A 13,592-nucleotide genomic window follows, 5' to 3' on the forward strand; every position below is an offset into this window, starting at 1 on the left:
CTATCGGTATATATGACACATGAATAAAAAAGACGAAATGTTATCAGCCGCTTTACGGTTATTTACGGCAAATGGATATGAAAATGTCGGGATCCAAAAAATCGTAGAGGCCGTGAGCGTGAAGAAACCCACACTGTACTATTATTTTGGCAGCAAACAAGGGTTACTTGTAACATTGCTAGAACAGTATTTTGACCCGTTTCTCGAAGGTCTGGCGCACAATGCGGTCTATTCTGGCGATATGACGCTCACCTTAGAGAATATTGTGAAAACATACTTCCGTTTTGCCACGAAATCACCAGATCTATATCGGTTCGCCTTATCACTGATGTATTCATCCGAACAAAGCGAAGCCCGAAAGACAATATTTCCTTTTGTTGAACAGCAATATGCGATCCTTGAAGACATCTTTCGCAGTGCTGAACAGGATCATGGAAATATGCGGGGCCGCAGCACGCGTTACGCTGTGACGTTTTTGGGGATGGTCAATGCCTATATCACTACAAATTTCTATGATCGTCAGATTACTTTAAATGACGAAAGAGCCCATATTGCCTGTCAGCAGTACATGTATGGGATCTTTTCATGATAAGTAAAACACTATTTAAACCGATGCTTTATTTGGGAGAAAACTGAACAAGGCATCCATTTTTTTTACCACTTTTATATACCTAACGGTACGTACTTAATAAGGAGAACAACCATGACTCATGCCTGGTATGAAGAGTCCGTGTTTTATCATATCTATCCACTCGGGTTTTGCGGAGCCCCTGAGCACAATGACTATCATTCGCAAAATAAAGAACGACTGTTTAAAATTTGTGAATGGATCCCCCATATGAAGGAATTGGGCATAAATGCCGTGTATCTGGGACCCATCTTTGAGTCAGAATCTCATGGGTACGATACCGTTAATTATTTTGAACTGGATCGTCGATTAGGTACAAACGAGACCTTAAAACAGCTTATTAAACACCTTCATCAACACGATATCCGAGTTGTGCTGGATGGCGTATTTAATCATGTCAGTCGTGATTTCTTTGCGTTTCAGGATCTTCAGCAACATCAACAACATTCAATCTTTACGGAGTGGTTTTGCGAGATCAATTTTCAGCAACGCAGTCCCTTCGGCGATCCGTTTTCCTATGAGGGTTGGAATGACCATTTCAATTTGGTCAAACTCAACGTCACCAATCCACAGGTAGAGGAACACCTCTTTAAGGCCGTACGTCTCTGGATAGAAGAGTTTGAAATTGACGGGTTGCGCTTAGATGTCGCTGACGTGTTAAATAAGCAGTTCATGAAACGCCTCGCCTCGTACACAAAAAAAATAAAGAAAGATTTTTGGTTAATGGGTGAAGTTATTCATGGTGATTACACGCAGTGGGCAAACCCAGATATGTTACATGCAACCACAAACTATGAATGTTATAAAGGACTATATTCTAGCCATAATGATCACAATTATTTTGAGATAGCCTATTCTCTGAACCGTCTTTTCAACCAAGAGCATGGCATTTACCGCGGTCTATACCTATATAATTTTGCCGATAATCATGATGTTAATCGTGTAGCCTCCACACTACATGATCCAGCGCATCTCTATCCCTTGTATATCTTGCTGTTTACTATTCCAGGAGTCCCATCACTATATTATGGGAGTGAATGGGGCTTAGAAGGAGAAAGACAACATAATAGCGACCACAACTTACGCCCAGAACTCCAATTGGAGTCCATGGGAACACAAAAGCACGCTGATTTACGAGCCGCTATTATTCATATCAGTTATCTCCGCCAACAATCTCCGGCGTTACAGCATGGGACCTACCAACAGTTGTTTGTGGCCTCGGAGCAATTTGCCTTTCTCCGGCAATATGAGCAGGAAAAGATAATCGTGGTTGTGAATACATGTCAGCAACCAGTAACAGTCCACATCCCGATCGCCGTACTAGGACAAACTGTGCTTGACCTGCTTAATCATAAGCAGTGTTTTCAGTGTCATCACGGCGAACTCTCTCTCGAAATTCCAGGATGTTGGGGACGTGTGCTCAAAGTCCTAGAATAATCGGGGGTTTAGAATTGTAACTTGGTTTCTATGGCAAAACTATGTGTGGTTTGATGCGGCGATCCCTAGCTGTACTTCTAGACACTTGGTTAAGTACTGGAATGGGTGTCTCCGTATCACAATTCGAGAGAAGCTTAAATACCAACTCAGAGGGAATGAAGTTAGGTTGTCAATATTTAGCTAACATCAAGCCAGCGCTTGGCGGCACCCATGCCTTTAATCCGTTGTTGCTGGTGTTGGCGCTTATAATGTCGCAGTGATTGCCCTACCCCCACTACGCTAGCAAAGGGATTTTGTCCAACGAGTTAGTGTGGGTGTCTCAATAATTGACCGTGTGGGTGTCTCAATAATTGACCCGAGTTAATGTGGGTGTCTCAATAATTGTATCTCAATAATTGTACTCTTCACACCACCTTTATTTACTTATTTATCAATTACTGTAGAGTGTCTTAAATTCTCTATAAAAATAGCCAACTATATAAAGGGTAGCCCGTGTCTTCACCAACTAGAGTTCATGACAAAGTTATACACATTGTTGAAAAATCGATGTCGATCGACCAACTAATTATGATTATGTATAACTCTCCGAATCAAATGGTTTATGACCACTTCAAGATGGTTAACGCCCACCTAAAAAACGATAAGGTGCAAGTTGGCCAAATTGTGTTGCTATCCCCTGCCAATAGTAATCAATGTACGCAAGAAGAAGCTGACTTTTTAGAAATTGCGCTCGCAGTTGATAAAACGCTATTAATGCTCGATAGTTCAGAACGAAAAATATTAGCCAAGAGATATGACTTTTTGTCGAATGTCGCAAGCTACAATGGCTTACTATTAGGCGTGAGCAATACCACATGGAATGCACACACTAACCAAGTAAAGGCTATATTAAAAGACTTAGAGCGTTCTTACGTGAGTAGCTACAACTCAACCGGTAACTTAAATAGCCAAGGTTTCTTTGCTAAAAGAAAAGTGCATTTTCAAAGGCTAAACACTGCTCTGAGTCGGTTTGGACAACCAACACTCGGTCGTCATTTAGTCGCTGGAGATATTCGTAGTAATTTAGGCTTAAGTAGTAAAAGTATTGTCCATCAGTGGCGTAAACAGCCCGGAAACGCAACCACTATTCCTAACTTTGCAAGAAACTATAAAACAGTTGCCAAAATGGCTCGTCACCTAAAACGTGTTGGCTACGTAGGAATTGCCTTAACCGGAGTTGATGCCGTTTCTAACATACAAAAAGCTTGCTCGCTTGCTAATGAGGCAACGTGCACTAAAGCTAAATATAAAAATACAATGAAAGCGGCAGGCAGTATTGCAGGGGGAGCCACAGGCGGAGCTATTAGTATCTGGGCTACTTGTTCTTTAGTTTTTGGTTTGCCATCAGGAGGAACAAGCTTTTTTTGGTGTTCTGTTGTTGCAGGTGCTGCTGGTGGTTATGCCAGTGGCAAAATAGCAGGTAACAAAGCCGAATCATTCGGCGAAGAATTATATAAATGGAATGGAATTAAGTAAATTATGAGTGAAATTACCCTTTTATCAAAAATTTCGCTTATTTGTTTTATGGCTGGCTGTTTTGGTGTTTTTTTCTGGCTTGGGTTGGTAGCCTACTTGAAGTCAAAATGGCTGATATATTTAGAAGATGAACTTGATGATGGAGTAAGATTTTACTCTTTAAACATGTTTTTCTCTGGGCAAGGCGTTTTACAATACGCCACTGTATTTTTAAGCTCTTTCCATGCGAAACGTTATGGGATGCTAGAAAAAAGAGACCATGTTCCAAAGCATATTCGTAATCTATTTGTTTTTGCTTTTTGTTGGTTCATCTTGAGTTTCGCTTTAATGGTGGCTGGCGGCGTAATTATGGAAATCTATGACATTTGAGGTCAGGCCGTCCACAATAAAGTAATAACATTGTAAAAACTTGCTGGCTCTAACTTGACAAAATGGCTCGTCACCTAAAACGTGTTGGCTACGTAGGAATCGCCTTAACCGGAGTTGATGCCGTTTCTAACATACAAAAAGCTTGCTCGCTTGCTAATGAGGCAACGTGCACTAAAGCTAAATATACCCAAACAGGAAAAGCAGGACTCGGTGTGGTGGGCGGCATTGGTAGTGGAATGGTCGCGACTTGGACAACTTGTACCTTAGTTTTTGGTTTGCCATCAGGAGGAACAAGCTTTTTTTGGTGTTCTGTTGTTGCAGGTGCTGCTGGTGGTTATGCTGGTAGTGAATTGGGAGGTGTTTTAGGCAACAAAGGAGGGGAATTATTGTACCGCACTAATTCCATTCAATAATATGCAGCTTCAGTTACCAGAAGTTGTTTTTTTAACCCTTTCACTTTTTGGTGGTATAGGGGTATTTATTTGGATCGGTATCGTTGCCTACTTGAAGTCAAAATGGCTGATATATTTAGAAGATGAACTTGATGATGGAGTAAGATTTTACTCTTTAAACATGTTTTTCTCTGGGCAAGGCGTTTTACAATACGCCACTGTATTTTTAAGCTCTTTCCATGCGAAACGTTATGGGATGCTAGAAAAAAGAGACCATGTTCCAAAGCATATTCGTAATCTATTTGTTTTTGCTTTTTGTTGGTTCATCTTGAGTTTCGCTTTAATGGTGGCTGGCGGCGTAATTATGGAAATCTATGACATTTGAGGTCAGGCCGTCCACAATAAAGTAATAACATTGTAAAAACTTGCTGGCTCTAACTTGACCCAGCGGGAATGAACCTATGTGTCTTGCTATTTGCTTATCTTGCCAATGAACGTTTACCGATTACCTCGCTTATTAATGTTTGTTGAAAGTCTTTCCACCACATTTGGTGAACAGCCATATAAGCTCTAGCCAAGGTGCGACATATGAGCGCTCCATCACTGGCGCTTCTTGAGGAAGCAACCGGCTTAAAACGCTTGGGAGATCCACACTCATGAACGGTGAGCGTGAGCATCTGCGGCTCACGCAGCCAAGGCTTTAAACTGCCTTAAATAAGCGGCTCAGCAAGGCGGTAAATTCCGTTCGTGCGGCTTGTTGTTGAGGATGTTGAAAATCGCAGATCACTGGTTTTCCAGCTACATAGACATGACGGATCAGGTTTTCATTACAGGCAAATAGCCAGCGATTGAGGATATCCTGGGGCTTGCTGGCGGCAATAAATGGATGCTGATGATCGAGCACCATAAAGTCGGCGCGATGACCTTCGGCCAAACCCAATTGTACCTGCGTCGCTTGGTTGCCTCCCAAACGAGCTTGCTCGAATAAAAAGTCGCCAACATGGTTTTGACTCTGACTATACAGCCGATTACGTTGCTGATCACGCAGTCGTTGGCCGTATTCCAAGCTGCGTAACTCTTCCACCAGCGACAGGCTTACATGGCTGTCGGAGCCGATGCCCCAACGTCCCTGCGCCCTTATATAGTCAGCGGCGGGGAAGATTCCATCGCCTAAATTCGCCTCGGTACTGGGGCATAAACCCGCCACCGCCTGGCTGCGTGCCAGCGTGAGCATTTCCTGCTCGCTTAAATGGGTGGCGTGCACCAAACACCAACGCTCATCTAAGCCAATTTCGTTGGCCAGCCATTGCACTGGACGCTGACCACTCCAGGCCAAACAGTCTGCGACTTCTTTTTGTTGCTCTGCAATATGAATATGGATCGGCATGGGGCTGCGAAGTGCTGCCATCACCCGCTTGATTTGCTCGGGACTAACCGCTCTCAGTGAATGAAAGCAGATCCCTAACTGATGTAAGGGCTTGCCCGCAATCGACTGCTCACAAGCTTGATGTAGCGCTAAGTATTGCTCGCTACCATTAATAAAACGGGCTTGCCCTGCATTGGGTAATTGACCGCCAAATCCAGAATAACTATATAACACGGGCAACAGGGTTAAACCAACACCGGCGGTATCGGCGGCGTCAAGCAACTGTTGGCTGATCTCGTTAAGCTGCGCATAAGCCTGACCATTTTGCTGATGATGCAAATAATTAAACTCTGCCACCTGGCTGTAACCCGCCTTGAGCAAATCAATGTACAACTGAGTGGCAATGATCCGCACATCATCCGGGCTCAACTGACCAACCATGCGATACATCAGCTCACGCCAACTCCAAAAACTATCGTTTGGCTTGAGGCTCACCTCGGCCATTCCGGCCATGGCACGTTGAAAGGCGTGCGAGTGAAGATTGGCCAGTGTCGGTAAGGTTGGCCCACTCAAAATCGTCGCAGCTTCGGCGCTGCTGTCTTGCTCAATCCACTGGATCACCCCATTCGAGACCTCAATACGAACATCCTGAGCCCAACCCTGATTAAGCAGGGCCTGCTCGGCAAAATAAACTTGGCTGCTCATCGCCTTCTCTCGTGATTCATTAGATGAATTTAGTGTAATAGAAAGCAGCTTGTCTATACAAGATTATTTTTTTACGACATCCGCACTGTGATGACAGGCGATTACTGGTTATAATCCAAAGCATTCGCTCCACGACCACCCATCACACAGGTACCCTATGGCCGAAACCGCCAGCAGCATTATGCACAGCTTATCTCAAGCGATTGAGGACTCACCTGCGCCGATATACGCTCGAGTAAAACAGGCCATTTGCCACAAAATAAGTAGCGGAGAGTGGCAGGCCGACCAGCGGGTGCCCTCAGAATCAGAGATGGTGAAGGCGCTCAATATCAGCCGCATGACGGTTAATCGCGCCCTACGAGAACTGACCGATGAAGGCATCCTGATTCGCCAACAAGGGGTTGGCACTTTTGTTGCGCAAAAAAAAGCCCATTCGGCGCTGTTCGAAGTACACAATATTGCCGACGAAATTTCCGCTCGCGGCCACCAGCACCGTGCTCAATTAATCGAAATTACCCGTACCAAAGCCACCATGGAAGAGGCGATGAATCTTGGGGTGCGAACCAGTCACAGCATTTTTCGAGCGACTATTTTACACTTCGAAAATGAGCAACCGATCCAACTAGAAGAACGAGTGGTAAACGCCAGCCTTGCGCCTGATTACGATAAACAAGATTTTCAATTGAATACCACCTATGACTATCTGATGAAGGTCGCCCCCATGACTGAGGGTGAACATTTGGTTGAGGCGGTGATGGCCAGCGCTGAGGAGTGTCAGTTATTGCAAATCGACCCCAGCGAACCCTGCTTACAAATTAAGCGTCGCACCTGGTCCAAGGAACAATTGGTGACTACTGCTCGCCTATTATCTCCCAGCTCAAGATTCCAACTATTTGGTCACTTTCATCGCTAGAGAGCACCGAGCTTTAGGGGATTTTTCAAGGCATTTTTATCGTATGCGCGGCTTATTGCTGAATCAAACCAGCAAGTCCCACTCACGACGCATTGCAAAGACCAAACAATAAGCGCATTGCAGCAAAAGCTTGCCGCCCTATTGATGAGTTATTTCCCTAGCCTTTCCTCAAAAATTGATGCACATGGCGAGCTTTCATCTAGATAACTTTGCCTCAATTCCGCACAAGTAGCCCACCACCTTGACCCGATTAGGTATACTCGCATCGGTTTTTCCACAGAAAATACTTGCGCTAAATCACATTTGATTTTATTGTTTAGCCAACTTGTATATACATGTTAAGCCAAGTGGCAAGAACCATGTTCATAATTTAGTATGAGTTGAGCAAGCAAAACCACTTCGATAGTGATACTAGCCGTGTGCAGTCATTACTATCAAACTGGCAATTACAACGACTAAACTAAGACAAGCTTTATAGCGAAGTTGAATTGCCACTGAGCTGGTTCACCTCATCAAACAGCAAACATTGCGGAGCAGATAATTCATGTTTGAATTGACAATCGTACCCGGAAAAATCAGCCTTAATCAGTTACGCCAAATCAGCCGTCGTAGCGTTAAATTATCCCTCGACCCCAGTGCAATTGCCGGCATCGATGCCAGCACTCAGGTTGTAAACGATGTCATCGCCGAAGACCGCACCGTATACGGGATTAACACCGGTTTTGGTTTGTTGGCCAATACCCGTATTGCCGCTGACGATCTGGAAGAATTACAACGCAGCATCGTGTTATCTCACGCGGCTGGTATTGGCGAGCTGATGAGTGATGCCACGGTAAAAATGGTAATGGCGCTGAAGGTAAACAGTCTGGCTCGCGGCTTCTCGGGGATCCGCTTCAGTGTCATTGAAGCTTTACTTACCCTGATTAATAAACAGGTATACCCCTGTATTCCACAAAAAGGTTCGGTGGGGGCTTCCGGTGATTTGGCCCCGCTGGCCCATATGAGCGCGGTACTGCTTGGCGAAGGTCAGGCTCGCTACAAGGGGGAAATCATTTCTGGACAAGCCGCGCTTGCCATCGCGGGCTTAGCGCCAATTACTCTGGCGCCCAAAGAAGGCTTGGCCTTGCTCAACGGCACTCAGGCCTCCACCGCCTTTGCCTTGGAAGGCCTATTTCATGCCGAAGATTTGTACGCTTCAGCAATTGTCTGTGGTTCTCTATCGGTAGAAGCTGCGCTCGGCAGCCGCCGTCCCTTTGATGCGCGTGTCCATGAAGTACGCGGTCATCAAACACAAATAGACGCCGCGGCCGCTTATCGTCATTTGCTTGGTGAGAGTAGTGACTTAGGCGAATCCCACGTGGGCTGCGAAAAAGTACAAGATCCCTACTCGCTGCGTTGCCAACCCCAGGTCATGGGCGCATGTTTAGATCAGATCCGAAATTCCGCCAAAACCCTATTAGTGGAAGCTAACGCCGTCTCCGACAATCCCTTAGTGTTTGCCGCCGAAGGCGATATTATTTCCGGCGGTAACTTCCATGCCGAACCGGTGGCCTTTGCCGCCGATAATCTAGCACTGGCAATTGCCGAAATAGGCAGTTTATCGGAGCGACGGATGGCGCTGCTCATCGACAGCAGCCTCAGCAAACTGCCGCCATTTTTGGTCGATAACGGTGGGGTAAACTCCGGCTTTATGATTGCGCAGGTAACCGCAGCCGCCCTGGCTAGCGAAAACAAAAGCTTTGCTCATCCGGCGTCAGTTGACAGCCTCCCCACTTCGGCCAACCAAGAAGACCATGTCTCCATGGCTACCTTTGCGGCGCGCCGCTTAAAAGACATGTCGGAGAATACCCGTGGGATCTTAGCCGTAGAGATGCTCGCCGCGGCGCAAGGTTTAGATTTTAGATCGCCTCTGAAGTCGACCGAGCGACTGGAGCAAGCCAAAGCCGAGCTTCGCGCCCGAGTACCGTTTTACGATAAAGATCGCTATTTCGCAGCGGATATCGAAAAGGCCAACCAGCTGCTGGCCGAAGCCCTGCATAACGAGTTGATGCCAGCGGGTTTGTTGCCCAGCCAAAGCGCAATGAAGGCATAAGCCTGGTTTCGGCGGCAAGCCTTAATCGCTCACCGTCGGTAGTTACCGCAGCGCCACAGCTGCAAACCAGCCGTGGCCTGACAATTTTAATCATCAAACAAGAAACGAGGCGCAGATGAGTCAAGTCATCAAATTTGATTCTCTTTGGCATGGTTTCCACCTCGCCAGCATGCAAGGTGGCCACTACCAAAGCATCGAAAACGCAGCCATTGGCGTCAGCCAACAGCACATTGTCTGGATTGGTGAATATGCACAGCTTCCGGCTTATCAGGCTGAGCAGGAACATGATTTGGGCGGCGGCTGGGTCACCCCCGGTTTAATTGATTGCCATACTCACCTGATTTTTGGTGGCAATCGCGCTAGCGAATTTGAGCAACGCCTCAATGGCATCAGCTATCAACAAATCGCCAAGGCAGGCGGTGGCATCGCCGCTTCAGTAAGAGACACTCGGGCGGCCAGTCAACAACAGTTGGCCGACTCCGCCAAACGCCGCTTAAGCGCGCTGCTAAAAGATGGGGTCACCACGGTAGAAATAAAATCGGGTTATGGCCTCACAAGCGCTGATGAAGCCAAAATGCTGCAAGTGGCTCGCGATTTAGCCAACGATTTTCCGGTGGACGTTCAAACCACGTGCCTCGCCGCGCATGCCCTGCCGCCAGAATTTAAGGGCCGCGCCGACGACTACATCGACTATTTGTGTGAACAACTACTGCCACAAATCGCCCATTTAGGCTTGGCCGATGCAGTGGATGCCTTTTGTGAAGGCATTGCTTTTAGTCCCGCACAAGTGGAACGCTACTTTAAAGTCGCGCAATCTTTAGGGCTACCGGTAAAATTACACGCCGAGCAGTTGTCGGCGCTTGGCGGCAGTTCTTTAGCCGCTCGCTACCAGGCTCTGTCAGCTGACCATCTGGAATATTTAACCGAGCAAGATGTTGCCGCCATGGCGCAATCGGGCACCGTCGCGGTGTTATTGCCCGGCGCCTTCTTCTGCTTGAAAGAAAGCCAAAGGCCACCAATTGCGCTATTACGCCAATACCGGGTGCCGATGGCGATTGCCAGCGATGCCAACCCCGGCACCTCACCCGTACTTTCGCTGCGACTGATGATGAACATGGCCTGTACCCTGTTTGGTTTAACGCCCGAAGAAGCACTGGCAGGCACCACCATTCATGCCGCCAAAGCCTTAGGTTTGGCCAAGACTCATGGCCAACTCAGCCTTGGCAAAATCGCCGATTTTGTCTGTTGGGACATCGACAGCCCAGGAGAGCTTAGTTATTGGCTGGGTGGGGATTTGTTAAAGGCTCGGGTCAAAGCAGGAGAACTCACAGATGTTTAAGTGCGAAAAACCATTTCAGTTTCATCAGGGCAATAGCCCACTCCTGGTCAGCATGCCACATAGTGGCCTGCAATTATTGCCCGGGATGCAAGCGCGCCTGAGCGAATCGGCCAGGCACTTGCCGGATACCGACTGGTATTTGCCTCAGTTATACGAGTTCTTAAGCGAGTTGGATGTATCCATCATCAGCGCCAACTATTCACGCTATGTCGTGGATTTAAATCGCCCGCAGGACGACCAAGCACTTTATGCCAGTAAAACCACCGGGTTATTTCCGGAGATATTATTTGATGAACGCCCGGTTTTTTTAACCGACAAGCAGCATAGCGCCCCTTTAAAAGCACAGATTAAGACTGAAATTTGGCAGCCCTATCACCAACAGATTGCCAGCGAACTGGCGCGGCTGAAAGCCCAATTTGGCTATGCCATCTTATTTGACGCGCATAGCATTGCCGCACAGGTGCCGATGTTATTTGCAGGAAAACTGCCCGATTTCAACTTCGGCAACAATGACGGCCTCGCCTGCGCGCCTGACTTACTCACTGACTTAGATAAGATTGTAGCTAGTAGCCACTATAGCCATGTTTGTAACGGACGCTTTAAGGGCGGCTACATCACCCGCCATTTTGGCCAGCCCCAACACAACATTCACGCGATTCAGCTCGAGCTCTCACAAGATACTTATCTAGCTGATTCTTCTAAAACTTATCAGCTGGATAGCGGCAAAATTGAGCCCCTTAAGCGGTTGTTACAGCAGCTCATCAGCTGTTTATTAGCGCCCGGCAAAGCAGCATACTTAAAGAATACAAACGAGGTTTAAAATGACTGAGCAAAGTTTCAAGGACATGATCTTAGAAGGTATCCCGAAGATCTTACCGGCCAAAAGAGCCAGAAATGAGAACTTAAGCCATGCGCCAAAAAGAAAAGATATTCTCACTAAGACCGAGAAAAAATTAGCCATAAAAAATGCCCTAAGATACTTTCCCGAAGCGCATCATCAGGAACTTGCTGAAGATTTTTATCAGGAGCTGGAAACCTACGGCCGCATTTACATGTATCGTTTCATGCCGAACTATCAGATTTCGGCAAGGTCTATCGATGAGTACCCGCACCAATCCAAGCAGGCCGCTGCCATTATGCTGATGCTGAGCAACAATCTAGATCATGCGATTGCCCAGCATCCTGAAGAACTGATTACCTATGGTGGCAACGGTTCGGTGTTCTCGAATTGGATCCAGTATCGCCTTACCATGAAGTACCTCGCAGAGATGAGCGATGAACAAACCTTAGTGTTGTATTCGGGTCATCCTATGGGTTTATATCCGTCACACAAAGATGCTCCTCGGGTGGTGGTGACCAATGGCATGATGATCCCCAACTATTCAAAGCCCGATGATTGGGAAAAATTTAACGCACTGGGGGTGACTCAATATGGTCAGATGACAGCGGGTTCATTCATGTATATTGGACCACAAGGGATTGTGCATGGCACCACACTGACCGTTTTAAATGCCACCCGAATGAAACCGGATCGCGATCCATCCAAACTACCGATATTTGTCACCTCTGGGCTGGGCGGAATGAGTGGCGCCCAACCCAAAGCAGCAGTCATCGCCAAAACCATCGGTATCGTGGCCGAGGTGAATCCTAAAGCGGCTTATAAACGCCATCAACAAGGCTGGGTTGATGAAATCTATGAAGATATCGAGCAACTCATGGCCCGAGTGAAACTCGCGCTGGAGCAAGGCAAGCCAGTCTCCTTGGCTTATCTTGGCAACATCGTTGACCTTTGGGAAAGGTTTGCTCAGGAAGATATTCAAGTGGATCTCGGCTCCGATCAAACCTCGCTGCATAATCCGTGGGCGGGTGGCTACTACCCGGTTGGTTACAGCTTTGAGGAGTCCAATGAGATGATGGCCAATCAAGCTGAAAAATTCAAAGCTGCGGTGCAACACTCCCTGAAAAGGCATGTTGATGCGATTAACCAGCTCACCGCCAAGGGCATGTATTTCTTTGATTATGGGAATGCTTTTCTGCTTGAGGCGAGTCGCGCCGGGGCCGATATTATGCAAGCCGACGGCTCTTTTAAATATCCTTCCTACGTACAGGATATTATGGGACCGATTTGTTTTGATTATGGTTTTGGACCGTTTCGCTGGGTATGCGCCTCGTCCAGTGAACAGGATCTGGATGTTACCGACCAAATTGCCGCGGAAGTACTGGAAGCCATGTATCTGGAGGCGCCAGAAGAAATTAAACAACAGATTGCCGATAACCTGCTTTGGATCCGAGAAGCCAAGGAAAACAAATTGGTGGTGGGCTCTCAAGCTAGAATTTTATATGCCGATGCCGAAGGACGGATCAAGATTGCGGATGCATTTAATCAGGCCATCAAGTCGGGCAGACTATCTGCACCAGTGATCCTGGGTCGCGATCATCATGATGTATCCGGCACCGACTCACCTTATCGAGAAACCTCAAATATCTACGACGGTTCTAGATTTACCGCCGATATGGCGATCCACAATGTGATTGGCGATTCATTCCGCGGGGCAACCTGGGTCAGTATTCACAATGGCGGTGGCGTTGGCTGGGGCGAAGTGATCAATGGCGGTTTCGGGATGCTGCTGGACGGCTCAGATGATTGTGCCAGACGCTTGAAGTCGATGCTGCATTGGGATGTAAATAACGGCATATCAAGAAGAAACTGGGCTCGAAATGAAGGCGCGGTGTTTGCCATCAAACGAGCCATGGCTGCCGAGCCGCGACTAAAAGTCACCATCCCCTCGGTGGCAGATGACGCGCTAATTGATCAATTAATTCAATAACTAAGTGG

12 protein-coding genes are annotated in these 13,592 nt (G+C 47.1%); 11 read left to right on the forward strand and 1 reads right to left on the reverse strand.

The genetic code is table 11. The features are described 5' to 3' along the window. Window positions 1-19 precede the first annotated feature (19 nt). The 6 genes from ACRRSY_RS14240 to ACRRSY_RS14265 all read left to right on the forward strand — a co-directional run bounded on the left by ACRRSY_RS14240 (window position 20) and on the right by ACRRSY_RS14265 (window position 4,726). Entirely contained in the window at window positions 20-589 is a 570-nt protein-coding gene (locus ACRRSY_RS14240) for a TetR/AcrR family transcriptional regulator (RefSeq protein ID WP_432459667.1), read from the forward strand. Between the two features lie 114 nt (window positions 590-703). Then, complete coding sequence (locus tag ACRRSY_RS14245; protein ID WP_432459668.1) at window positions 704-2,065, forward strand: alpha-amylase family glycosyl hydrolase; 1,362 nt, start codon at window positions 704-706, stop codon at window positions 2,063-2,065. A gap of 492 nt (window positions 2,066-2,557) precedes the next feature. After that, the gene (locus tag ACRRSY_RS14250) at window positions 2,558-3,580 is read left to right on the forward strand and encodes a hypothetical protein (RefSeq protein ID WP_432463512.1); all 1,023 of its coding nucleotides are present in this window, start codon (window positions 2,558-2,560) and stop codon (window positions 3,578-3,580) included. Between the two features lie 3 nt (window positions 3,581-3,583). Next, complete coding sequence (locus ACRRSY_RS14255) at window positions 3,584-3,949, forward strand: hypothetical protein (RefSeq protein ID WP_432463513.1); 366 nt, start codon at window positions 3,584-3,586, stop codon at window positions 3,947-3,949. A 62-nt stretch (window positions 3,950-4,011) separates the two neighbouring features. After that, complete coding sequence (locus ACRRSY_RS14260) at window positions 4,012-4,362, forward strand: hypothetical protein (RefSeq protein ID WP_432463514.1); 351 nt, start codon at window positions 4,012-4,014, stop codon at window positions 4,360-4,362. Between the two features lies 1 nt (window position 4,363). Beyond that, window positions 4,364-4,726, forward strand: coding sequence for a hypothetical protein (locus tag ACRRSY_RS14265; protein WP_432463515.1), 363 nt, complete (start codon window positions 4,364-4,366; stop codon window positions 4,724-4,726). A 315-nt stretch (window positions 4,727-5,041) separates the two neighbouring features. Here the strand turns inward: ACRRSY_RS14265 and ACRRSY_RS14270 are convergent, their stop codons facing one another. Beyond that, complete coding sequence (locus tag ACRRSY_RS14270) at window positions 5,042-6,412, reverse strand: formimidoylglutamate deiminase (RefSeq protein ID WP_432463516.1); 1,371 nt, start codon at window positions 6,410-6,412, stop codon at window positions 5,042-5,044. 157 nt (window positions 6,413-6,569) lie between these two features. On the opposite strand from ACRRSY_RS14270, the gene hutC reads away from it, so the two are divergent. From hutC to ACRRSY_RS14295, 5 genes are all read left to right on the forward strand, one after another. Next, a complete protein-coding gene (hutC, locus tag ACRRSY_RS14275) occupies window positions 6,570-7,325 on the forward strand; it encodes a histidine utilization repressor (protein ID WP_432463517.1) in 756 nt (251 codons plus the stop codon). Between the two features lie 544 nt (window positions 7,326-7,869). Continuing rightward, on the forward strand, window positions 7,870-9,417 hold the full coding sequence (gene hutH / locus ACRRSY_RS14280; RefSeq protein WP_432463518.1) for a histidine ammonia-lyase: 1,548 nt from the start codon (window positions 7,870-7,872) through the stop codon (window positions 9,415-9,417). A 115-nt stretch (window positions 9,418-9,532) separates the two neighbouring features. Continuing rightward, entirely contained in the window at window positions 9,533-10,756 is a 1,224-nt protein-coding gene (hutI, locus tag ACRRSY_RS14285) for an imidazolonepropionase (protein ID WP_432463520.1), read from the forward strand. After that, window positions 10,749-11,576: an N-formylglutamate deformylase gene (gene hutG, locus ACRRSY_RS14290; RefSeq protein ID WP_432463521.1), complete on the forward strand. Its 828-nt coding sequence runs from the start codon at window positions 10,749-10,751 to the stop codon at window positions 11,574-11,576. Before hutI ends, hutG begins: the two co-directional genes overlap by 8 nt. Window position 11,577: 1 nt before the next feature. Next, the gene (locus tag ACRRSY_RS14295; protein ID WP_432463523.1) at window positions 11,578-13,584 is read left to right on the forward strand and encodes a urocanate hydratase; all 2,007 of its coding nucleotides are present in this window, start codon (window positions 11,578-11,580) and stop codon (window positions 13,582-13,584) included. Window positions 13,585-13,592: the final 8 nt, after the last annotated feature.

The sequence above is a fragment of the Agarivorans sp. QJM3NY_33 genome (genome assembly GCF_050870865.2).
Lineage (GTDB): Bacteria > Pseudomonadota > Gammaproteobacteria > Enterobacterales > Celerinatantimonadaceae > Agarivorans.